The sequence below is a fragment of the Buttiauxella agrestis genome, assembly GCF_900446255.1.
In the GTDB taxonomy this organism is placed as follows: Bacteria; Pseudomonadota; Gammaproteobacteria; order Enterobacterales; family Enterobacteriaceae; genus Buttiauxella; species Buttiauxella agrestis.
The window spans coordinates 4,326,046-4,347,359 of the sequence record NZ_UIGI01000001.1 but is presented as its reverse complement, the minus strand read 5'-3'; the positions used below and the strand labels follow the sequence as shown (position 1 = coordinate 4,347,359).

Genomic DNA, 21,314 nt, shown 5'->3' with positions numbered 1-21,314 from the left:
CGAAGTGGAAAACAACTCGCTACAAACCTTTAACCCTGCCCGATACCTTAAAAGCCTGACAGCGAAGAGGGTCGTAGTGTGAATGACGGAGCGGTAATGGTTAATGAAGCCGGGTGTACCGAGGAAACGCGACTCACGCAACGCGTGTTGGCGTTTATCAATACGCTGCTTATGAACAGAAACATCACGCCGAACGCGGTGCAGGAACAGATGCTGACATCCCACGTTCGTGCCATGGCTCATCGGTCATTGACCGGCGAACCGCTGCCAGAAGTTGAAGAGAGTCTGTTTGAGGAAATCTCTGATGACTCGCTGGTGATGGCGAAAGAAGTGGTGGAACAGTTTGGCAATCTCCCCGTTGAAGAGGCGTGGCTATTGTCGGTGCATTTTGAAGTCGCGAAAGACAATCTTTGAATAATCAGGAGAAACACATGGAACAAATTACCGTAGTGATTGGCGATCGTCTGGGCAAAGGCCAGAAAGTGGCAGCAGGGATTGAGAAAGCGGGCGGTCGTGCCGTGGTGATTCCTGGTGTTGCCGCTGATATGAAACTGGGCGACGTGATGAAAGCAGAAAACGCCACGTTTGGTATCTCTTTCTGCGGCAGCGGTGGCGCAGGTGCTATCACCGCACAAACCAAACACGGTTACAAAGCCAAGTACGGCATGCGTTCAGTGGATGAAGGCGTGACCGCAATTAACGAAGGCAATAACGTTCTGGGCTTTGGTTTTATGGATAAAGAAGAGCTGGGCGAGCGTCTGGTGCAGGCCTGGGCCAAGAAGTACGGTCAGTGAGTATGAAAGAACACTTCTCAGAAACGGTGAGAGTGAAAGGGCGCGGCGATACCAAAGCCAAAGCCTTTGCTGACGCCCTGAATCATGTTCAGGGCTCGGTGATGAAATCTTCTCCCCACATTTTACTGCGCATTGAGCCACAGGATGTGCAGGTTATTCAGGCGCGAGTCCAGGTTAAGAAAGAAGCGTTTTTGTTCTTCTTCCTGAAGCGTGAAAAACAAATGTTCAGCGTGGAGCTGGATGTTTCAGTCAATGTTACGGCAATCAACATGGACAAAGTCGATTTCATTCCCCAATAAAATCACACAGAAAGGACAGACAGATGTTCTTAATTATATTAATAAAATCGCTAATCATCGGCGGTCTGGTGGGCGTTGGAGTTGGCGCCGGGGCTGCACGTATGTTTCACGCGCCTACCACTCAAGGGATGGGCGCTTTTCGTACTCTCGGTGAGCTAAATTCCTGCGAAGGCGATCCGGCTTCACACTTCTCATTTGGTCTGGGCTTCTTCTTTAACGCATGGGCATCCTCGGTTGCAGCAGGGGCGTTCACACAAGATGTTGACCACCGCATTATCCCAAACTGGGGTGCTGCCGCGTTGATGGTGAAAAACCGTAACGTCGCCGAAACCCTGCACGATCCGAGAAAGATGGCTATCGCCTGCGGCATCATCGGCATGATTGTGGTCGCCTTCCTTAACACCACGGCTTCTGCGGTTCCGGCTGCATTGCAGGTCACGGCGGTAAAAGTTCTGGTGCCTGCCGCTAACCTGCTGGTTAACATCATCATGCCAGTGATTTTCTGGCTGGCGGCGATTGATGCCGGTAAGAAATCGGGCTTCTGGGCGACGATTTTCGGCGGCTGCGCGCAGCTGATTATGGGTAACGCCGTACCGGGTTTGGTGCTGGGCATCCTGATTGGTAAAGGTGTGGAAGAGAGCGGCTGGAACCATGTCACTAAAGTGATGATGGTCGCGATTATCGCGCTGTTTGTCCTGAGTGGTTTCTTCCGTGGCTTCGACATGAAGATGATCGAATCTTTCCATCTGACCGTGCCGAACTGGCTGGATCTGATTCATAACTCGCTGAGCGGAAAATAAGGGAGCCAATGATGGAAGAGAATAAAGGTTTTTGGTACGCCGACTGGTCTTTCCCGATTTTTGTTGGCCTGCTTTCATCCGGCGTGTTCGCCGGGACACACATGTATTACCTCTACGGAATCGGCGCATTTAACGAAGTAGCGTTTGTTTCCATGCTGCGTGCCGGAATCGACACCGGCGTGTATGGCGCAGTCGCAGCATTTGGTGCCAGCTTCCTGTTTGCCCGCATCATTGAAGGTTCGCTGGTCGGGATTCTGGACATCGGCGGGGCGATTCAAACCGGTGTCGGGCTTGGCGTTCCTGCGCTGTTGCTGGGCGCCGGGATTATCTTCCCGGTCGCTAACTTCGCCGCTTCTTTAGCAACTGGATTGGTGATTGGCCTGGCGATTGGTTATCTGATCATTCTTGCGCGTAAATTCACCATCAACCAAAGCAACTCTACTTACGGTGCTGACGTGATGATGGGCGCGGGTAACGCATCCGGCCGCTTCCTTGGCCCGTTAATTATCCTCAGCGCGATGGCCGCCTCGATTCCAATTGGTATCGGCTCCTTGATTGGTTCGCTGCTGTTTTACCTGTGGAACAAACCGATTACCGGCGGCGCAATTCTTGGCGCGATGCTATTTGGCGCTTTCTTCCCGATTGCTTTGTAGAACTTTTTTGGCGGATGGCGCGTCCCATCCGCCAATAAGGAAAAAATCATGTACGACTTAATCCTGCGCAACGCCCGCCTGGTGGACGATACGGTTATCGACATCGCGATTAAAGATGGAAAAATTGCGGCACTGGGCGGAGTCACGGGCGAAACATGCGAAGAGCGCCAGCTTAACGGCGAGTATTACGTCAGCGCTGGTTGGATTGATTCACACGTTCACTGCTACCAAAAATCCCCGATTTATCACGATGACCCTGACAGTATCGGCATTCATACGGGGGTGACGACGGTGGTGGATGCCGGAAGCACCGGTGCGGATGACATCGACGAGTTTTACGAGCTGACTCGCAGTGCGCGCACCGACGTTTACGCTCTGCTGAATATCTCGAAGGTCGGGCTGATTGCGCAAAACGAACTCTCTGATATGGCGAATATCGACAAAGTGGCGGTGCGCGATGCCGTCACGCGCCACCCGGGTTTTATCGTCGGCATCAAAGCACGCATGAGCAGCAGCGTGGTGGGTGCGAACGGCATTAAACCCCTTGAAATCGCCAAACAAATCCAGCATGAAAACGGCGAGCTGCCGCTGATGGTGCACATTGGTAACAATCCGCCGGACCTCGATGAAATCACCGATTTATTGACCAGCGGCGACATCATCACCCACTGCTACAACGGCAAACCGAACCGCATTCTGACGCCTGCGGGTGAATTACGTGCCTCAGTGTCCAGCGCGATACAGCGCGGCGTGCGCCTTGATGTCGGCCACGGCACGGCCAGTTTCAGCTTTGAAGTGGCGAAAATCGCCATCAGCAAAGGGATTTTGCCACACACCATCAGCTCCGATATTTACTGTCGCAACCGCATTAACGGCCCGGTGCATAGCCTCGGCGTGGTGATGTCCAAATTCCTCTCCATCGGCATGTCGCTGCCACAAGTGATTGATTGTGTGACGGCACATGCAGCCGACGGCCTGCGCCTGGTGAACAAAGGCCGATTGTCGATTGGCCTTGATAGCGACCTGACCATTTTTGCCAAACGCCGCCAGCCGACGGTATTTACCGACTCAGAAAATCAGACACTCCAGGGTGAACAACTGCTGGTGGCACTTGCCGCCGTCCGCGCTGGAAAATGGTTTACGACCGAACAAGGGAAGCAAGAACATGTCTTCGATTTATGAAAAATACAATTTAAAACAAGTCATTAACGCATCTGGCCGCATGACGGCACTCGGTGTTTCTACTCCGCGCCCGGAAGTGGTGGATGCCGTGACGAACGGCATGAATCACTACTTTGAAATGAAAGACCTGGTGAACAAAACTGGGGAATACATCGCAAAATTGCTGGATGTGGAAGCGGCGACGGTAGTGTCCTGTGCTTCTGCGGGTATCGCACAATCGGTGGCGGCGGTGCTGGTGAAAGACAACGCGTGGCTGATTGAAAACCTGCATGGCACCCCGCTTGAGAACAATGAAATTGTGTTGCCAAAAGGCCACAACGTGAACTTTGGCGCACCCGTGGGCACCATGGTTTATCTCGGTGGCGGCAAAGTGGTTGAAGCCGGTTACGCCAACGAATGTTCCGCCGATCAACTGGCTGCGGCGATTTCCCCGCGCACGGCGGCCATTCTGTATATCAAATCTCACCACTCGGTGCAGAAAAGCATGCTTAGCGTTGAGCAGGCGGCGGTCGTGGCCCGCAAGCATAACCTGCCGTTAATTGTTGATGCTGCGGCTGAAGAAGATTTGCAGTGTTACTACCGCGCAGGTGCGGACCTGGTGATTTACAGCGGCGCAAAAGCGATTGAAGGGCCAACCAGCGGTCTGGTGATCGGCAAAGCGCAGTACGTCGAGTGGGTGAAACTGCAAACCAGCGGCATTGGACGCGCCATGAAAGTCGGTAAAGAAGGCATTCTTGGCCTGACCTGCGCCATCGAACATTATCTGAGTGCGGAAAAAGAGAGCGGTGAACAGATGGTGGAAAAAATGACGCCGTTTATCGCTAATCTCAATACGATTGAGGGTATCAGCGCCCGCGTCGTGTGGGATGCCGCCGGTCGTGATATCGCGCGTACTGAAATTAAGTTCGATGAAGCGGTGATTGGCACCAGCACCGTAGAGTTAGTCAGCGCGCTGAAACAAGGCGAGTATGCGATTTTCTTCCGTGGTTACAAAGCTAACGAAGGGATTATCGAAGCCGATGTGCGCAGCGTAAGCCCGCAGCAGCTAGAGATTATTTATCACAGCATTAACGCGTTAGTCAGCAAGGAGAAACAGGCATGAAATTGACCCCGAACTTTTACCGCGATCGTGTTTGCCTGAACGTGCTGGCGGGTTCCAAAGAGAATGCTAAAGCCATTTATGATGCTGCCGAAGGACATGTGCTGGTGGGCGTGCTTTCCAAAAATTACCCGGATGTCGCCAGTGCTGTTGCGGATATGCGCGAATATGCGGCGTTGATCGAAAATGCGCTCTCTGTTGGCCTTGGTGCAGGCGACCCGAATCAATCGGCAATGGTGAGTGAAATCTCCCGCGAGGTGCAACCGCAGCATGTAAACCAGGTATTTACCGGCGTGGGAACCAGTCGTGCGCTGCTTGGGCAAAATGAAAGTGTGGTCAACGGCCTGATTTCCCCAACCGGCACGGTCGGCATGGTGAAAATTTCCACCGGCCCGTTGAGTTCTGGCGCGCCAGACGGCATCGTACCTGTCGAAACCGCGATTAAGTTACTCAAAGATATGGGCGGCAGCTCAGTCAAATATTTCCCGATGGGCGGGCTGCAATGCCGTGATGAATATGAAGCGGTAGCGAAAGCTTGCGCGAAGTATGATTTTTGGCTCGAGCCAACCGGCGGAATTGACCTTGAGAACTACGAAGAAATTCTGAAAATCGCACTGGATGCGGGCGTAAGCAAAGTGATTCCGCATATTTACAGTTCAATTATTGATAAAGCGAGCGGCAATACGCGTCCGCAAGATGTGCGCACTTTGCTGGAAATGACCAGAAACCTGGTCGGCTGAGGGCGAATAATTTCACAACAATGAGGATCATCAATGTCTGCAACAAGGCCGCAGTATGCCTGGATTGGCACTTACCATCCCAACGGAGAAGGCCTGTACCGATTCCTGGTCGATGCCGAAACCGGTGCGCTGACCCACAAAACGTTAGTTTGCGAATTGCCCAATGCCGCGCAGCTAACCGCCGCTAAAAATGGCAAAACGTTGTATGTGGCAAGCGAAGCAGAACAAGGCATTGTTGCAGCGTTGCGTGTGGGGGATGACGGTAATCTTACCGAGCTGAATCAGGTTTCATCGGGCGGCTCGGGGGCGGTTTATCTCACACTCACGCCGGATGGGTGCTATCTGTTGGTGGCCAATTACGGCAGCGGTTCCGTTGCTGTGTTGCCCGTGAGAGCCGACGGCAGCCTCGGTGAGGCCACTGATATTCAACAAGATTCAGGGCCAGCGGGAGCTAAAAAGCCGGAAGCCGCCGTAGAAGGCAGTTTTGCTGCCAGCGGCCACAGCAGTGCGCACGCTCATATGATCGCCGCCGATCCCACGGGAAAATACGTTTTTACTACCGATCTGGGTCTGGATCGAATCTATCAATATCGTTTCGACGAAGCTCACGGCAAGCTCGTGCCTAACGATCCTCCTTATATTGATGCTTCTTCAAAAGGTGCCGGGCCTCGCCACTTTGTGTTTACGCCAGGCGGTGAGGGTTTGTGGCTGATCAACGAAGAGGCTTCCACGCTGACGTATTACCAGGTTGATGAAAACCTGGGAACATTGACCGAAGGCGAAAGCATTTCTTCGCTGCCCGAAGGCTTCAAAGGCACCAGTTATGCTTCGGGTTTAATGCTGAGTAAAGACGGAAAACAGCTATACATCGCTAACCGTTTACACAACAGCATTGGCCATTTTACCGTCGCCGCGAACGGCAAGCTGGTGCTTCAGGAACATGTCTGGACGCGGGGAGATTACCCACGCACGCTCACCCTCGACCATAATGAAAAGTATCTGTACGTCATGAATCAGCGCAGTGACAACATCACTCGTTTTAGTGTGGCGCACGGCAATGGAAAACTGACTTTTGTTGAGGATTATATTGCGGTGGGAAGTCCGTCACAGATGGTGATGACAGGCATCACGCCCGATTAAAGAAAGGAAACGGCAGTGAGATTCCCAAACCAACGTCTGGCCCAGTTGTTTGAAATGCTGCAAAACGAAACGCTGCCCCAGGATGAACTGGCGCGGCGCTTATCGGTTTCTACCCGCACGGTGCGCGCGGATATTACTGCTCTAAACGCATTGATGGCCGGGCATGGTGCGCAGTTCGTGCTCAGTCGTGGTGCGGGGTATCAGCTCAATATTGCCGACAGCTCGCTCTATCAGGAGCTGGTGCAGCAGCCTTCGCGCCAGTTGCGGATCCCACGTAATTCTCCGGAACGCGTCCATTATTTAGTGGTGCGCTTTCTGACATCTGCCTTCTCATTAAAACTCGAAGAGCTGGCGGAAGAGTGGTTTGTCAGCCGCGCTACCTTGCAAAGCGATATGGCAGAAGTGCGTGAATGGCTGGCGCGTTACAACCTGACGATTGAAACCCGCCCGCGTCACGGCATGAAATTGTTTGGCAGCGAAATGTCGGTGCGTGCCTGCCTGACGGAACTACTTTGGCAACTGACTCAGGAAGATAGCGATAACCCGCTGCTGACTGAAGAAGCGCTGAATGCTGGCGTGCCAGAGCAACTGGCGGCGGAATTACACAACTGCTTTACGCGCTGCCGCATTCGTCTGACGGACGAGGGCGAGCAGTTTATCCGGTTGTATTGCGCCGTGGCTGTGCGCCGTATCAGCGAAGGTTATCCGCTACCGGAATTTAGCGCCGACAATGTGGACGAAGCCGTACGTGAAGCCGCACGCGAAATTACGGTGTTGATTCAGAAACTTGCCGATAAGCCGCTTTCGGAAGCGGAAGAACAATGGCTGCAAGTGCATATCGCCTCGCGCCAGGTTCAGGATGTGGCCCCGAGCGCCATCAGTGCCGACGATGACGAAGCGCTGGTGAATTACATTCTGAGCTTTATCAACAGCAACTATAACTACAACTTATTGACCGATAAGCAGTTGCACGCTGATTTGCTTACCCATATTAAAACCATGATCACCCGGGTGCGGTATCAGATAAACATTCCGAATCCGCTGCTCGACAACATTAAACAGCACTATCCGATGGCCTATGACATGACGCTGGCGGCGGTGTCGAGCTGGGGGAAATACACCCCTTATGTCATCAGCGAAAACGAAATTGGTTTTCTGGTGCTGCATATTGGTGTGGGGCTGGAGCGGCATTACAACATTGGTTATCAGCGCCATCCGCGTGTGCTACTGGTATGCGACACCGGCAATTCCACGGTGCGTATGATTCAGGCGATGCTGCTGCGTAAATACCCGCAAATTGAAGTGACGCGGATTATCTCGTTGCGCGATTACGAACAGCTCGACTGTGTTGAAGAAGATTTTGTGATTTCCACGGCGCGCGTAACGGATAAACAAAAACCGACGGTGGTCGTCGCCCCGTTCCCAACGGAGTATCAGCTCGAACAGCTTGGCAAGCTGGTGCTGGTGGACAGAACCCGCCCGTACATGCTGGAAAAATTCTTTGATGCCAGCCACTTCCGAGTGATTGATGAGCCTGTCACACAGCAGGAGTTGTTCAGCTCGTTGTGCCAGCAACTTGAGCAGGAAGGGTTTGTCGGTGCGGACTTTTATCCGTCAGTCGTTGAGCGCGAGGCCATTGTCAGTACGGTGTTGGGCGAGGGGATTGCGCTCCCGCACTCACTGGGACTCATGGCCAACAAAACCGTGGTGTATACCGTTCTTGCCCCTCAGGGGATCGCCTGGGGCGACGAAACGGCGCACGTCATCTTCCTGCTTGCTATCAGCAAAAGTGAGTACGAAGAGGCGATGGCAATTTACGATTTGTTTGTGACTTTTCTGCGTGAACGGGCGATGCCGCGCTTGCGGGACAGCAGGAGTTTTGACGAGTTTAAAGCGGTGGCAATGGATTGTTTGAGTCGGTTTTAAGGGGAAGCCACCCTCATCCCAACCTTCTCCCTGGGGGAGAAGGGGAACACCGTATAATTCCCTCTCCCTTAGGGAGAGGGTTAGGGTGAGGGGAAAAGTTACTTCAGAAGAGTAAACGCAGTGGCCACATGCTTCACGCCACTGACCCGGCTGGCAATATCTGCCGCGGCTTTGGCTTCTCTGTCAGTCAGCAAACCTAACAGGAACACTTCGCCATTTTCGGTCGTGACTTTCACATTCGTCGATTTCACCTGATCGCTTGTCAGCAACTGCGAACGCACTTTGGTCGTTATCCAGGTGTCATTTGACGCCGTACCCAGGCCAATGGGTGCCATGTTACGGATTTCGTTATACACCTCGGTGGTGCCATCAACGCCCAACGCAATTTGTTTGGCACGCGATGAGAGTTCTGAGTTCGGCGACTGCCCAACCAGCAGCACTTTGCCCTGGTATGCACTGACGTTGATACGTGTTTCTTTCTTGATTTGTTCGTCTTTAGCCAATGCGCTGTTTACGCGCAATTCCAGCGTACCATCGTCAACCTGAGTACCGACTGAGCGCGGATCTGTCGCCGTTTTAGTGGCAACTGCGGCGGTACCCACTACTGCGGCAGCAACACAACCTTGTAGCAGTAACGCAGTAATAAGGACTGCAAGTGGCTTATATGCCTTCATCTGTACTCCTTAATCGTCCTGGTGAGGGAATAACGTATTATCAATCAGATCGCATAAGCAGTTTACCGTCAGCATATGCATTTCCTGAATGCGTGCGCTGCGGTGAGAAGGGATGCGAATTTCCACATCCTGCGGACCTAACAGTCCTGCCAGTTCCCCGCCATCGTAGCCTGTGAGCGCAACGATAGTCATATCACGTGTCACGGCGGCTTCTACCGCTTTGACAATATCACGACTGTTGCCGCGGGTCGAAATAGCCAGCAAAACATCACCGGCATGACCTAGCGCACGTACTTGTTTGGCATACACTTCTTCGTGTAAACGATCGTTTGCGATCGCGGTTAAGACCACATTATCAGCATTAAGTGCAATGGCAGGTAAACTCGGGCGCTCAGTTTCAAAGCGGTTGATCATGCTGGCGGCAAAATGCTGGGCATTCGCCGCAGATGTGCCGTTACCACAGCACAAGATTTTATTGCCGTTGAGCAGCGACTGAACCAGCGTCATGGCTGCACGGGAGATAGCATCTGGCAGAGCTTCCGCTGCGGCAATCTGGGTTTGAATACTTTCCGTGAAGCAGACTTTGATTCTTTCGAGCACGTTTATTTACCTGGTTTCTTTAAACATCTGCGGTGAACGCGTTGGTTAACCACTCTATTTCATTGCCGGTGAAGGCTAACACATCGAAACGGCAATCCACAGTATCAAAACTTCCTGATGTGCGGGCTAGCCAATACGAAGCGGCATGTAACAATTTTTGTTGCTTGCGGTGTGTGACGCTGGCGGCGGCATCACCAAAGTGATTTGAGCGGCGGTATCGCACTTCAACAAACACGATAACGCTGCCATGGCGCATGATAAGGTCGATTTCGCCGCCGCGGGAATGCACGTTGGCGGCGATAAAACGCAGTCCTTTGCGTTCAAGAAAACGGCGCGCGGCTAACTCGTAGTGCGCGCCAGTTTGTTGACGGGTCAGGACGCCGGAACGATTTGCCCCTGACGGAATTGCAGCCAATTTAACTTCCTGTTAATGACGCAGTCCTGATTTGCAGACAGCGTGCCGGTATTGCCATTCACCTGATAACCCGGTACCTGGCGCATTTGAGAGAAGTGGTTTGCCAGTGACCAGGCATCAACGCCCATCGCGTACAGTCGCGCTAACGAGTAATCGTTATGCACATTGCTCAGTGCTTGCTGCATCAGTGACGGATTGTTGCCTGCGAGCATTGGGATCTCGCTAAATTGCAAACCTTCCATTTCCAGGCGGAAATCCGGGCCGTTCACACCCTGAGAACTGCGTGAACTGGCATACAGTTGCGCCGGGCTGCGGCTGCCGGTACGCATGGCAATCATCGGTTTGATCAATGCGACTTCGTCAGATGTCGCCACAATGTAGGCTGCATCTACGCCGCCGGAAGTGGCACCTGTTATTTGCGCATCCGTTGGCGGTGGCGGAATTGTCAGCCCGCCAATAGTCACGCCTGCGGGTTGAGCGCTGGCTGGTGTAACTGGCGTACCGCTTAATGCAATGCCTGAACCGCTGTTAATGCCTTGCTTGAGTTCAGCCGTTGAACCGAACTTCTGCTGTAGGACTGTGCCGCCGCCAAGCTTCACCCATTCTTCGGCAAAGGCTTTAGTCACTCGGTCGCCCAAGGCGTTACGCGGCACCAGTAGCAGCGGCGCACGGTGGCCTTGCTGCCAGATATGATCGGCGGCATCACGGGCTTCATCTTCTGGCGACAGCGCGAAATAGCAAATATTGGCGCGGTTCTGAACGGATTCCGGCTGGTTGAGGGCCAGGATATTCAGTGGCGAGGTACTGGTGGCCAGTTCATCCACGTTGTTTTTAAGCAGCGGGCCGACGACCAGTGTTGCGCCATCTTGCTGCGCCTGAGCCAGTAACTGAGCGAGCGGTTGCGTGGTGGTATCGTAGACTTTCACTTCCGCTGAAGGATTCGCCGGAGCGGCTGGCGCTGGCGCTGTTTGCGTTGCCGTTTGCGGAGCCTGAACTGGTGCCGCCGTTGTTTCTGCTGGTTGCTGCGTTAAATCATCAACGGATGCTGCCGAAGGCGCTGCCACCATATTAGGATCGGTTGGCTGCGGTAATGCTGCCTGGGTGGTATCAACAGGCTGCGCGTTAGCATCTGGTGCTTGCGCAGGTGCCGTCGTTTGCGCAACCGGAGCAGAACCCATATTTTTGGCGGCTTCAAAACCTTGCTGGATGGTGCGACCAAATACTGCCGCCTGGCCGCTCAACGGGAGCAGAAGGGCAATTTTCTCGGTCGATGCCGCTTTGTAATTCTGCATATTGCTTAGCTGAGTCGGCAGCGTTTTCGCACCCGGATTTTGCGGGTAACGTGTTTGCCAGTCTTTGATCCCGGCTTTCAACATTTCTGGATCGTTGCGGTTATCGTTCCATACTCGTTGCAGATCCAGCCAGCCTTGCAGTGTGTTTTCGTCGGCATTAATGACCAGCGCATTCATCTGTTCTGGCGTCATCTGAGATAATGCCTGCCAGGTACCGTCGATATTTTTCTGATGCGCAGGGCCGGTCAACATCGGCTCTTGTGCGATATACGAACGCAACAGTGGTAGTGACGGGCGATTCTGGCTGGCGTCGATAATCGCCTGGTAGTAACGCGCCAGCTGGTTTTTGCTCAATTCAGCCGGATTGATTTTTGCCAGCGCGGTGTTCGCGGCGGCGTAATCTTTCTGCGCGACTTTGATTTCAGGCACCAGCAGCTGTTGTTCACGGCGCTGTTTGTCATTCATCTCTTTTGGCAGCTGATTGTAGAGATCAACGGCTTGCTGAGTTTTGCCTTCTTTCACCAGCGCATGAATGGCGAGTAATTGCCAGGTGGTCTTGCTATCATCACCGCTTTGCTGCATCTGTTGCAGATAATAGGCGGAATCCGCCGTGGCTTCGCCCTGCATATGCGCGGTTGCCTGATCTGGTGCTTTTGTCGTGGTACAGCCAGCGAATATTAGCGCGGCCAGTACAACCGGCAGACAGCGCCCGGCTTTAGAACGAATAATTTTAGACGGTACCATTCTGTATCCAGTGTAATTTTTATCTCAGTGTTCAATATTAAATCGGCAATACGGATGAAACAATGAAACAACTCGAAACGGCGGCTATTTCTGCCAGCACGCTCTACATCGTTCCGACACCCATCGGTAACCTCGGCGATATCACACAGCGGGCGTTATCCGTGTTGCAAAGCGTTGACCTGATTGCTGCCGAAGATACTCGCCATACCGGTTTGCTGCTGCAACATTTTGCGATTAATGCGCGGATGTTCGCATTGCACGATCATAACGAGCAGCAAAAATCCGAAACTTTGCTGGCTAAGCTGCAAGAAGGGCAGAGCATCGCGTTAGTTTCTGATGCAGGAACGCCGTTAATTAACGATCCTGGCTACCATTTAGTGCGTACTTGCCGTGAAGCGGGTATCCGCGTGGTGCCGTTGCCGGGCCCATGCGCCGCGATTGCTGCATTAAGCGCGGCCGGTTTGCCTTCAGACCGTTTCTGCTACGAAGGCTTTTTGCCTGCAAAATCCAAAGGCCGCCGCGACGCGCTTAAAGCGATTGAGCAAGAACCCCGCACGCTTATCTTCTACGAGTCTACGCATCGCCTGCTCGATAGTTTAGACGATATATGCGCTGTGCTGGGGGAATCGCGTTATGTAGTGCTGGCGCGCGAGCTGACGAAAACCTGGGAATCAATCCATGGTGCGCCGATTGGCGAATTGGCGGCGTGGGTGAAAGAAGACGAAAACCGCCGTAAAGGTGAGATGGTGCTGATTGTTGAAGGCTTCAAAGCACCTGCCGATGACGCGCTTCCGGCCGATGCGTTGCGCACTCTGGCACTGCTGCAAACTGAGTTGCCACTGAAGAAAGCGGCTGCGCTGGCGGCTGAAATCCACGGCGTTAAGAAAAATGCGCTGTACAAATATGCGTTAGAAAACAGCGAGAAGTAGAGATTTTCGAGTAGCCTCACACTCTGTGATTACAGGTATCACTATTATTCGTATGGTTTTAATAAGCGATGGTAGTTTGCTCATACTTTAGTCTGTTCAGGATGAGCAAATTATGCCGGTGTTGTATCAGGGATACCCTATCAGCTATAGCCCTTCCGCTCTGGAACGTGCATTTGATGTGTCTGGGACTACCGATATTCTCGGCGTGCCAGCATGGATTGTATTGCGAAAGGATAAAACAGCTGCGGCTATTGTTTATGCTGAACCTTCGTTGGAAGAAAGAGGTGAGCTTCGTCATCTCGTGGCAGCAAAACTGGATTTGATTCCATGCAAAAGTGCTGAGCACAGAGAGTCCATTCTGGCCGTTAAACGCTACTGGGAATCTGAGGCTGTTTCACAAAATGTATGAAAACCCGCTTTCGCGGGTTTTTTGTTTTAAGCACAGTGAATAAACGCTATTTCTTCCCTGCCACTGGCGTGGCTTCTACCACCAGTGTTTCCAGCGGTTTCAGCGTCACAATAACCGGTTTGTTGTAGTCTCCAGGCAGAGTGGTATTTGCGCCATAGACAGGTTTAAGTGTGAATTGTGTCGCTTCGCCATCAGGGATTTCAAAGCTTTTCGTCAAATCGAGATAGTAGCTTTGTTCTTTATCTGAAGGATTACGTAAACCAATGATAGCCTTATCTTTGCTCCACGATGCCCAGCCATACACTTCCAGCGCTGTTGGGTCGCCGCCAATCCAGTGGGTATCAACTAACACGGCACTATTTGCTCGCGACCATTTCGCAGCGTCAGCCAGCGTGTCCCATTTTGTGCTGTTGAGCATGGATGGCGTGATATACAGCTCTTGTAGCTGAGTTCCGGTAGCAAAGTAGCTCCAGACCTGGTCGGCAAAATCACTGTCCGTTTGTACTTTTTCAAGCCCGAAATAGGCATTTTCTGCACTCACAATACCGTGATACATCAGCGAGTTGATTGGGAAGAGCGGGCCTTTACGCACAATAGAGCGGTAAGTTTCAGCATCGCGGTAGGTCATCCATTGTTGAACCGGCGATCCTTTGCCATATACGTTGATATCATCGCCCTGGCGCCAGATAGAGTCGGCATAAAATAGCCATGAAGGGCTGGCATCAGTACCGGTGGTCAGGTTAATAAACAGGTCTTTATTCGCTGCCCGCATGTTTTTAATCAGCTCAATTGAGGCATCAAAATCTGAAGCAAACTGGCTACCTTGAATCCAGTTATTGGCATTCCCCATGCCATCTAATTTGAACGAAGTAATATGTTCGTTCTTAATGAGCTTAATAATCTGTTCGTTAAAGTTGCGGAAGTAATTGGGTCCGGAAAGGGCAAATTTACCGTCTACGGTTTCAAATCCATTTTCTTTGGCATGAGAAACGCGAATATCACGCGGTTTGTTATAACCTCCCCATGGTGATAACCATAAACCGACGGAGGTATTTAAGCTGTCAGCCTTTTCTTTTACAACGCCAAATCCATTGCTGAACGCCGGGCCAAATAGCCATTTTCCTGTGCGGTCATCCCAGCCGTCATCGAGTAAAAAACCGTCCAGTTTTACGCCACGTTTTTTTATTAATTCATTGGCGTAAGCATCCATCCGGTTAAGGACATCTTGTTCGGTATACGTCGTAAAGAAGCCGATATCCATCCAGCTGTTGTAGTGCAAATACGGCTGATACGGGCGCGGGCGCATCGCGTTAATGAATTCGTTAAAGCTGCGGCGTAGCTGATTTGTCGCCTCGAAGGTGCCGAAATAGGTGGTGTAGGTCACTGGCGCATCAGTTTTAATCGGGGTTTTCAGACCGACATTCAGATTGGTTGTGGTTTCGTACGCGTAGGTATTAACGATAGGTTTTTCCGGCAGAATAAAGAAGCTGTCGGCAATAATCGGTGAGCTATTAATCGCGCCATCAACATAAGGTGCTTGCGATTGCCCTTTGGTCGGGAAGAACGTGATTTTCGCGACATCCTGTGCTTTGCCTTTTGCTTTAATCGTGTAGTCGATGCTGGCGTATTTTCCTTTCAGAACATTCAAAACGACAGTAACTGCAAAATCTTTGTGGTCGTAATCGATATGAATAGCGTCATCTTTTTGGCTGACGTTTTTGATTTTAAAATCGGCAGCGTGGATAACATCTTCGTTCGGGAGCGTTAAAAAGAACAACTCTTTAGGCGCGAGTTTACTCTGGGAAAGTTTGTCCTTAATTAAGAGCGCAGAATTGGTATCGTCAAATGAGATGGAGATATTGTTGTTATTGAGCAGATATTCGGAAGCCAATGCGCCATTGCTGACCAGTAAAAGTAATAACGAGCTTTTAATCATTCTATTCATCTGAGTTTCCTGTCAGGGTATTTTCAAACGTAGGGTATTACCCGCATTCGCAGGCAATACCCTGAAGGGAAAGGATTTAAAGCGTTGTTTCTGTTTCGAGAATTAATTTATTAGCAGAACCACAAACGGTGACTTTACTGCGTACCACTTCTTTCATTGCGTCCATTCCAACGCGCATGTAGTAGCGTGGATCGTTGCCTTCCGGGTTATCGCTGAACCACTTTTTCACCGCTGCGGCAAAGGCGATTTTTAATTCTGTTGCCACGTTCACTTTGCACACGCCAAGCTCAATGGCGCGTCTGACGTATTCATCTGGCACATCGCTCGCACCGTGCAGCACCAGCGGGATATCCACCACTTCGCGAATTTCGCCCAGGCGCTGGAAGTCAATTTTTGGCCGTTTAGTGTAAAGCCCGTGAGCGGTGCCGATGGCTACTGCCAGACTGTCGATCCCGGTGAGTTCGACAAAGCGGCGTGCTTCTTGCGGATCGGTGAGGAAAGCGCTTTCTTCATCCACATCCATATCGTCTTCCACGCCGCCGAGGCGGCCTAATTCGGCTTCGACGCTGCAATCGCTACGGTGGCAAAAATCGACCACTGATTTCACCAGCCGTACATTTTCTGCCAGCGGGAAGTGACTGCCGTCAATCATGGCGCTGCGCACGCCAGCATTCACCTTGCGGCTAATATCGGCCAGCGATTCATGATGGTCCAGATGCAGCGCCAGTGGCATGTCATAGCTTTCGGAGTAGGCTTCGCACAACGCGTAGATCTCTTCAAACGCGATATGTTTAAAGGTGCCGGGCGTGCCCGCAAGAATGACCGGAGACTGCATCTCTTTGCAGACTTCCAGAATCGCCTGGATAGTTTCGGCGTTGTGAATATTAAACGCAGGTACGGCGTAGCCTCGAGCCTGCGCATCTTGCAGAAGATATTTAGTGGAAATAATACTCATGTTGTAGTCCTCTCAGCCTTTCCACGGATGAATAATCACACCTTTCACAACACGGTTAACCGTGCCGGTGGCAGATGGCGTGTCAGGGGTAATGCCTGCTTTAATTGATTCGGTCAGCGCGAAAATCTGCGCATAAATCAGGAAGCAGAAAGCCTGCTCGACGTCGATGAACTCTCGAGAAGGGGGCAGCCAGATATGTGGCTCGGCTTCGACTTCTGGGCACGGTGAAGCGCAGATAGCCACCACGCATAGCGCCTGTTGATCACGACGCAGTTCAGCCAGCAAATCGAGATCGTACTGGCGTGTGTAAGGGTGGCTTGAGACAAAGACCACGACTAACGTTTCGTTATTGACCAGCGATTTTGGACCATGGCGGAAACCCGTTGGGGAGTCATAAAACGCGGCTAATTTTCCTGCTGTTAGCTCCAGAACTTTCAGCGCGGATTCACGCGCAACACCCTGTAAACCCCCGCTGCCGAGGTAGACGACACGTTTGAAAGGAAGGTCGCCAAACACGCTTTCGCTGAGGTCACATTGCGAGGCAATAATTTGTTCGCAGCGTTCGGCAACATCCTGGAAAGTGGCGCTATTGATGACGTCGGGTGCAAACACTGCAAGGCAGCTCGCCATCATGGTGGTAATGCTGCTGGTCATCGCGAAACCGCGATCGTGGGTTTCTGGCGGCATTAACAATGCCAGCGAATTTCCACTGGTCGCGGCGTTTTGATACAGGCTACCGGCTTCGTTACAGGTGATTATCAGGTGGTAGCAGTCCTTCACGACCTGGTTGACTAAATCGACCGCCGCTACACTTTCCGGGCTGTTGCCTGAGCGTGCAAACGAAACCAGTAGCGTCGGCTCTTGCTCGGTTAAATAGTCCACCGGATTGGTCACGAGGTCGGTGGTCGGCACGGCAACAAAGTTTTTCCCGGTGTGGCGCGAAAGCCATGGCGTAATAATGTCGCCAATAAATGCGGAGGTTCCTGCACCCGTCAGGATGATTTTTAATGAGGTGTTTTGTAGCAAAGGTGCCAGGAACGCGTCGATGTTGCTACGTTGATGGCCAATATTTTTTAGTGACTGGATCCAGCTTGCCGGTTGTTGGCGGATCTCTTTTTCAGTCCAGGTTGATGTGCCGGAAAGACAGGCAGATTGGGTTTCGCTCATAACTCAGTCCTTAGCAGTGCAAGATCATCGGAAGTAGCACAAAGCAGTACAGGACAATCTTTCGTTTTGTTTCATTTACTCAACTTCATGCTTAAATAAAATCTATAGAAAAGAAAACGAAAGGTCAATGTAAGAAAAACAATAAAACGAAAAATGTGATCCCTGAAGACGGTGTTTTTGATTAATTAATTGATTTAAATGATTATTTATAAAAATTAAATAATATGTGTGAATATAATCGAAAGGAAAAGAAAGGTCTGCCACGGGGTGGTTAGCAGACCAAAACGGAGCACAATGAAAGAACTACAGGAGGACAGCCTGGCCGTTAATCCAGATGTTTTGCAGTAAAAGCTGTGGGTTAAGCGCATTCATATTGGCGCGTTTTCCCACCGCCAGAGAGCCAAGTGAGTTACCCAGCCCGAGCATTTTTGCAGGGTGCAGCGAAGCCATGTGAATGGCATCCTCAACTGCTACGCCAGCGCTGTTGACCAGATTGCGCACCGCCGCATCAAGCGAGAGCGTGCTTCCGGCAAGCCCGCCGCTTCCCGTTCTCACAATGCCATTTTGCATGGTCACTGGATGCCCACAAATCGAATAGTCGCCATCTGGCATTCCGGCGGCACTCATGGCATCGGTGATAAGCACAATTTGCGATTTCGCGCAGTGGCAACAAATGTTCATTACAGCAGGGTGAACATGGTGCCCATCGGCAATCAGTTCCAGCCACGCACGTTTATCGCTTAAACCCGCTCCTACCATGCCCGGATTACGATGGTGCAGGCCCGTCATGCCATTAAAGCAATGCACCAGCCCGTCGGCTCCGGCATCAAACGCCATTCGTGTTTGTTCATAACTGGCGGCACTGTGGCCAAGCATCACGCGCACATCACGACTTTTCAGATGCTTGATGGTTTCCAGCGCTGCGGGTTTTTCCGGTGCCAGCGCAACCACCCGCAAGGTGTTTTGCGACACCTCTATCAACCTGTTCAGCTCGGCAATATCTAACTCACGGAACAATTCTGGCGGATGAGCGCCTTTGTTCTGCGGTGTAAAATACGGCCCTTCAAGATAGCTGCCCAGTACACTGGCTCCCGGCCCGCCGCGATAATAGCGCTGTGCAATTCGCTGCAATGCCCGCTCTATATCCGCAAGCGGGGCGGTAACGGTGGTGGGCAACCAACCGCCCACACCTTCACGCGCTTTGTGGATTGCCAGCCGCTCGAGGACGCCGGGGTCATCATCCATCACATCAACCCCGTCGCCGCCGTGAACATGAATGTCGATGTAAGCCGGACAAAGCAGTTCAGCCTCACGCGCCAGAGTGCCCGCAGGAATCGGCTCTATGGCGACAATCGTTTCGTTTTCAATGCGTAACTGATGATCGTCCAGCCAGCCTTGTTCGGTCAGAACACGCCTGGCGCGCAGCAGCGTGGTCATATTCCTTCCTCAACCGCCTGCTCTTCACGGTAACGCCCCATTTCATCGACCAGGCTGGTTAACCCACGATGGCCGCATTCCAGTGCCTGAAGACGAAACTCTTTACTGCTCAGGCCATCGCGCTCCAGCACCATTTCCAGCAGCAGTTGCAGGTTTATACCGGTAATGACTTCACGCCCTGGCTTATCTAGCGCCATGGTTGAAGCCACGCGGAACGGCGTGCCGCCGAGTAAATCGGTTAAAAAAACCAGGCCTTCGCTTTCATCTAATGCGCCGATCGCTTCTTCAAACTGTGCCGTCAGGAGTGCTGTTGAAGAGGTTTCAGGGAAATCAATGGCGATAAATTGTTCCTGTTCACCGAGGATCTGCTTCATCGCTTTTTCCAGCCCGGTGGCAAAGCCACCGTGACCGCTGAGAATAATACTTAACATATTGTTTTATCTCGCTTACAGGGATTCATTTACAGGAAGTGGGCAAACTTCCCGACAACACCCAGAACGACCGTGATACCGATAAGGCGCAGTGGACTCCAACCGCGGCGCACCAGTGCATACATGCACAGGGTATAAACCAGTGGCAAAAATGCCGGCATCAATTTGTCGATAACATCCGTTTGCAGTTTTACCACCGCATCGCCCGCGGTGATTTCAAGCGTGGTAGAGAGGCGAACGTAAGTGGCTACCAGTGCGCCAATCACCGTCATCCCCACAATAGACGCGGCATGGCCGACTTTGCGAGTGTTGGCTTTAATCAGTGGGATGGCGGCCACACCCATGCGGTAGGCGTAATGTGCTAGGCCAAAACGCAGACCGAGATGCACCACGTTAAACAGTACGATAAAGATAACCGCGCCAAGTATCGAACCTTGTAAGGCCAGGCTCGCCCCGATACCACCGCAAATGGGCAGCAGGGTCAGCCAGAACATGGCGTCCCCAATCCCGCCCAGCGGCGCGCCGACGGCAATTTTCGTGCTCTGGATGCTGTTCACATCCTGCTTTGAGCGCTCCATCGCCAGGATAATGCCGATAACAAAGGTCACGAGGAATGGGTGAGTATTGAAGAATCCCATGTGACCTTTCATGGCGCGAGCCAGGTCGTTTTTGTTGGTATGGATTTTTTTCAGCGCGGGCAACAAACCGTAAAGCCAGCCGGATGCCTGCATACGTTCATAGTTAAACGACGCCTGTAACAGCATGGAACGCCATGCCACACGGTTAATATCCTGTTTAGTCAGTTCTGCACCAATACGCTGATCTTCATAGACATTGTCATTTTTATCAACCTCGGCGGTGTCAGCGACGTTAACGCCTGGCAGAGTCTGTTCGTTAGATCCCATCTTCAAATTCCTCTTGCTTCACGTGTGTAGGTTGCTGCGGTGCCGGGTCTTTGCGTAAGAAATCAATCAGCGCCATGGCTAATGCGGCGGCGGCAATCGCCAGCACTGGCAGTTTCAGCCAGGCGGCAGCCACAAAGCCGAGAATGAAATAAGGAATGTAGACATTCTTCATCATGATTTTCAGCAACACGGCAAAACCGATAGCTGGCATGATGCCGCCCGCCACACCGAGGCCGTCAATCAGGCGAGCAGGTAGCAAGTCGATAGCGGTTTTGGCGTGTTCCGCGCCGAAATAAATGGGCAGGAAGGCGCACAAGAAATAGAAGATACCGAGTGCGAGTAATGCCAGGTAATTCACGCGCTCAATGCCATCGGTGTCGGCGTTAGCCGCCATGCGATCGCAGCGCGCCATCACGCCGGACATAATTGAGAACAGGAAGGTAATCCCCATTTGCACGGCCACGGCGAACGGCACCGCAACACCGACTGCGACTTCAGGTTTGACACCCGTAGTGATGGCAAATGTGGTGCCAACAATGGTGCCGATAATCACGTTAGGTGGCTGCGCACCAGCCAATGGTGCGAGGCCCATCCACACCAGTTCCAGCGTACCGCCACATAAAATACCGGTATGAAGATCGCCAAGAATCAAGCCAACCAGCGGCCCCAGGACAACCGGGCGGTGCATGTGAGTCAGGCCGTTGAACATATCCAGACCCGCAATAAAGGCCAGAATACCCAACGCTAACGCCTGTAATAAGCTAATTTCCATAGAAAA

At 52.1% G+C, this 21,314-nt stretch carries 23 protein-coding genes; 12 read left to right on the top strand and 11 right to left on the bottom strand.

The window, feature by feature from the left end; translation table 11 throughout:
• Positions 1-96: 96 nt before the first annotated feature.
• From DY231_RS20600 to DY231_RS20555, 10 genes are read left to right on the top strand one after another with little or no spacing between them, the layout of a single operon-like run.
• Positions 97-414, top strand: a complete 318-nt coding sequence (locus DY231_RS20600) for a glycine dehydrogenase (protein WP_115631214.1) — start codon at positions 97-99, stop codon at positions 412-414.
• A gap of 17 nt (positions 415-431) precedes the next feature.
• Positions 432-794, top strand: coding sequence for an SFCGS family glycine-rich protein (locus DY231_RS20595; protein ID WP_034492950.1), 363 nt, complete (start codon positions 432-434; stop codon positions 792-794).
• A 2-nt stretch (positions 795-796) separates the two neighbouring features.
• A complete protein-coding gene (locus tag DY231_RS20590) occupies positions 797-1,093 on the top strand; it encodes a DUF4312 family protein (RefSeq protein WP_034492952.1) in 297 nt (98 codons plus the stop codon).
• A 23-nt stretch (positions 1,094-1,116) separates the two neighbouring features.
• The gene (locus tag DY231_RS20585) at positions 1,117-1,893 is read left to right on the top strand and encodes a DUF4311 domain-containing protein (RefSeq protein ID WP_034492954.1); all 777 of its coding nucleotides are present in this window, start codon (positions 1,117-1,119) and stop codon (positions 1,891-1,893) included.
• Positions 1,894-1,904: 11 nt separating this feature from the next.
• Complete coding sequence (locus DY231_RS20580; RefSeq protein WP_115631212.1) at positions 1,905-2,546, top strand: DUF4310 family protein; 642 nt, start codon at positions 1,905-1,907, stop codon at positions 2,544-2,546.
• 48 nt (positions 2,547-2,594) lie between these two features.
• Positions 2,595-3,728 carry an amidohydrolase/deacetylase family metallohydrolase gene (locus tag DY231_RS20575; RefSeq protein WP_115631210.1) on the top strand — a complete coding sequence of 378 codons (1,134 nt, stop codon included), beginning with the start codon at positions 2,595-2,597 and terminating at the stop codon, positions 3,726-3,728.
• A complete protein-coding gene (locus DY231_RS20570) occupies positions 3,712-4,830 on the top strand; it encodes a DgaE family pyridoxal phosphate-dependent ammonia lyase (RefSeq protein ID WP_115631208.1) in 1,119 nt (372 codons plus the stop codon). The genes DY231_RS20575 and DY231_RS20570 overlap by 17 nt, the downstream gene beginning before the upstream one ends.
• Positions 4,827-5,567 (top strand): 2-dehydro-3-deoxy-phosphogluconate aldolase, encoded by a 741-nt coding sequence (gene dagF / locus DY231_RS20565; protein ID WP_115631206.1) that lies wholly within the window; start codon positions 4,827-4,829, stop codon positions 5,565-5,567. Before DY231_RS20570 ends, dagF begins: the two co-directional genes overlap by 4 nt.
• A gap of 33 nt (positions 5,568-5,600) precedes the next feature.
• Positions 5,601-6,707, top strand: a complete 1,107-nt coding sequence (locus tag DY231_RS20560; RefSeq protein WP_115631204.1) for a lactonase family protein — start codon at positions 5,601-5,603, stop codon at positions 6,705-6,707.
• 15 nt (positions 6,708-6,722) lie between these two features.
• Positions 6,723-8,633 carry a BglG family transcription antiterminator gene (locus tag DY231_RS20555; protein WP_115631202.1) on the top strand — a complete coding sequence of 637 codons (1,911 nt, stop codon included), beginning with the start codon at positions 6,723-6,725 and terminating at the stop codon, positions 8,631-8,633.
• A 98-nt stretch (positions 8,634-8,731) separates the two neighbouring features.
• Here DY231_RS20555 and dolP read toward each other — a convergent pair whose 3' ends face one another.
• From dolP to DY231_RS20535, 4 genes are read right to left on the bottom strand one after another with little or no spacing between them, the layout of a single operon-like run.
• A complete protein-coding gene (dolP, locus tag DY231_RS20550; RefSeq protein WP_115631200.1) occupies positions 8,732-9,307 on the bottom strand; it encodes a division/outer membrane stress-associated lipid-binding lipoprotein in 576 nt (191 codons plus the stop codon).
• A 9-nt stretch (positions 9,308-9,316) separates the two neighbouring features.
• Complete coding sequence (gene diaA, locus DY231_RS20545; RefSeq protein WP_034492968.1) at positions 9,317-9,907, bottom strand: DnaA initiator-associating protein DiaA; 591 nt, start codon at positions 9,905-9,907, stop codon at positions 9,317-9,319.
• A gap of 19 nt (positions 9,908-9,926) precedes the next feature.
• Complete coding sequence (locus DY231_RS20540) at positions 9,927-10,322, bottom strand: YraN family protein (RefSeq protein WP_115631198.1); 396 nt, start codon at positions 10,320-10,322, stop codon at positions 9,927-9,929.
• Entirely contained in the window at positions 10,280-12,358 is a 2,079-nt protein-coding gene (locus tag DY231_RS20535) for a penicillin-binding protein activator (protein ID WP_115631196.1), read from the bottom strand. Before DY231_RS20535 ends, DY231_RS20540 begins: the two co-directional genes overlap by 43 nt.
• A 62-nt stretch (positions 12,359-12,420) precedes the next feature.
• Between DY231_RS20535 and rsmI the strand changes: the two genes are divergently transcribed.
• Positions 12,421-13,287, top strand: a complete 867-nt coding sequence (gene rsmI, locus DY231_RS20530; protein ID WP_034492975.1) for a 16S rRNA (cytidine(1402)-2'-O)-methyltransferase — start codon at positions 12,421-12,423, stop codon at positions 13,285-13,287.
• Positions 13,288-13,399: 112 nt separating this feature from the next.
• Positions 13,400-13,696, top strand: coding sequence for a hypothetical protein (locus DY231_RS20525; RefSeq protein ID WP_115631194.1), 297 nt, complete (start codon positions 13,400-13,402; stop codon positions 13,694-13,696).
• 46 nt (positions 13,697-13,742) lie between these two features.
• On the opposite strand, the gene DY231_RS20520 is transcribed toward DY231_RS20525, so the two are convergent.
• The 7 genes from DY231_RS20520 to agaW all read right to left on the bottom strand — a co-directional run bounded on the left by DY231_RS20520 (position 13,743) and on the right by agaW (position 21,308).
• Entirely contained in the window at positions 13,743-15,641 is a 1,899-nt protein-coding gene (locus DY231_RS20520; protein WP_115631192.1) for an enterotoxin, read from the bottom strand.
• Positions 15,642-15,717: 76 nt separating this feature from the next.
• The gene (gene kbaY / locus DY231_RS20515; RefSeq protein ID WP_115631190.1) at positions 15,718-16,596 is read right to left on the bottom strand and encodes a tagatose-bisphosphate aldolase subunit KbaY; all 879 of its coding nucleotides are present in this window, start codon (positions 16,594-16,596) and stop codon (positions 15,718-15,720) included.
• Between the two features lie 12 nt (positions 16,597-16,608).
• Positions 16,609-17,763 carry an SIS domain-containing protein gene (locus tag DY231_RS20510; protein ID WP_115631188.1) on the bottom strand — a complete coding sequence of 385 codons (1,155 nt, stop codon included), beginning with the start codon at positions 17,761-17,763 and terminating at the stop codon, positions 16,609-16,611.
• A gap of 303 nt (positions 17,764-18,066) precedes the next feature.
• The gene (nagA, locus tag DY231_RS20505) at positions 18,067-19,200 is read right to left on the bottom strand and encodes an N-acetylglucosamine-6-phosphate deacetylase (RefSeq protein WP_115631186.1); all 1,134 of its coding nucleotides are present in this window, start codon (positions 19,198-19,200) and stop codon (positions 18,067-18,069) included.
• Complete coding sequence (gene agaF, locus DY231_RS20500; RefSeq protein ID WP_115631184.1) at positions 19,197-19,631, bottom strand: PTS galactosamine/N-acetylgalactosamine transporter subunit IIA; 435 nt, start codon at positions 19,629-19,631, stop codon at positions 19,197-19,199. Before agaF ends, nagA begins: the two co-directional genes overlap by 4 nt.
• 29 nt (positions 19,632-19,660) lie before the next feature.
• The gene (gene agaE, locus DY231_RS20495) at positions 19,661-20,536 is read right to left on the bottom strand and encodes a PTS N-acetylgalactosamine transporter subunit IID (RefSeq protein ID WP_064540468.1); all 876 of its coding nucleotides are present in this window, start codon (positions 20,534-20,536) and stop codon (positions 19,661-19,663) included.
• Entirely contained in the window at positions 20,526-21,308 is a 783-nt protein-coding gene (gene agaW / locus DY231_RS20490; RefSeq protein ID WP_034492995.1) for a PTS N-acetylgalactosamine transporter subunit IIC, read from the bottom strand. Before agaW ends, agaE begins: the two co-directional genes overlap by 11 nt.
• Positions 21,309-21,314 lie beyond the last annotated feature (6 nt).

Excerpts from the sequence above, each read along its gene's own strand:
- DY231_RS20575 (WP_115631210.1), top strand. The coding sequence starts at position 2,595 with ATGTACGACTTAATCCTGCGCAACGCCCGCCTGGTGGACGATACGGTT.
- rsmI (WP_034492975.1), top strand. The coding sequence starts at position 12,421 with ATGAAACAACTCGAAACGGCGGCTATTTCTGCCAGCACGCTCTACATC.
- agaF (WP_115631184.1), bottom strand. The coding sequence starts at position 19,631 with ATGTTAAGTATTATTCTCAGCGGTCACGGTGGCTTTGCCACCGGGCTG.
- DY231_RS20535 (WP_115631196.1), bottom strand. The coding sequence starts at position 12,358 with ATGGTACCGTCTAAAATTATTCGTTCTAAAGCCGGGCGCTGTCTGCCG.
- DY231_RS20600 (WP_115631214.1), top strand. The coding sequence starts at position 97 with ATGGTTAATGAAGCCGGGTGTACCGAGGAAACGCGACTCACGCAACGC.
- DY231_RS20525 (WP_115631194.1), top strand. The coding sequence starts at position 13,400 with ATGCCGGTGTTGTATCAGGGATACCCTATCAGCTATAGCCCTTCCGCT.
- DY231_RS20585 (WP_034492954.1), top strand. The coding sequence starts at position 1,117 with ATGTTCTTAATTATATTAATAAAATCGCTAATCATCGGCGGTCTGGTG.
- agaE (WP_064540468.1), bottom strand. The coding sequence starts at position 20,536 with ATGGGATCTAACGAACAGACTCTGCCAGGCGTTAACGTCGCTGACACC.
- DY231_RS20570 (WP_115631208.1), top strand. The coding sequence starts at position 3,712 with ATGTCTTCGATTTATGAAAAATACAATTTAAAACAAGTCATTAACGCA.
- DY231_RS20510 (WP_115631188.1), bottom strand. The coding sequence starts at position 17,763 with ATGAGCGAAACCCAATCTGCCTGTCTTTCCGGCACATCAACCTGGACT.
- DY231_RS20595 (WP_034492950.1), top strand. The coding sequence starts at position 432 with ATGGAACAAATTACCGTAGTGATTGGCGATCGTCTGGGCAAAGGCCAG.
- DY231_RS20520 (WP_115631192.1), bottom strand. The coding sequence starts at position 15,641 with ATGAATAGAATGATTAAAAGCTCGTTATTACTTTTACTGGTCAGCAAT.
- nagA (WP_115631186.1), bottom strand. The coding sequence starts at position 19,200 with ATGACCACGCTGCTGCGCGCCAGGCGTGTTCTGACCGAACAAGGCTGG.
- kbaY (WP_115631190.1), bottom strand. The coding sequence starts at position 16,596 with ATGAGTATTATTTCCACTAAATATCTTCTGCAAGATGCGCAGGCTCGA.
- DY231_RS20560 (WP_115631204.1), top strand. The coding sequence starts at position 5,601 with ATGTCTGCAACAAGGCCGCAGTATGCCTGGATTGGCACTTACCATCCC.
- DY231_RS20590 (WP_034492952.1), top strand. The coding sequence starts at position 797 with ATGAAAGAACACTTCTCAGAAACGGTGAGAGTGAAAGGGCGCGGCGAT.
- dolP (WP_115631200.1), bottom strand. The coding sequence starts at position 9,307 with ATGAAGGCATATAAGCCACTTGCAGTCCTTATTACTGCGTTACTGCTA.
- agaW (WP_034492995.1), bottom strand. The coding sequence starts at position 21,308 with ATGGAAATTAGCTTATTACAGGCGTTAGCGTTGGGTATTCTGGCCTTT.
- dagF (WP_115631206.1), top strand. The coding sequence starts at position 4,827 with ATGAAATTGACCCCGAACTTTTACCGCGATCGTGTTTGCCTGAACGTG.
- DY231_RS20580 (WP_115631212.1), top strand. The coding sequence starts at position 1,905 with ATGGAAGAGAATAAAGGTTTTTGGTACGCCGACTGGTCTTTCCCGATT.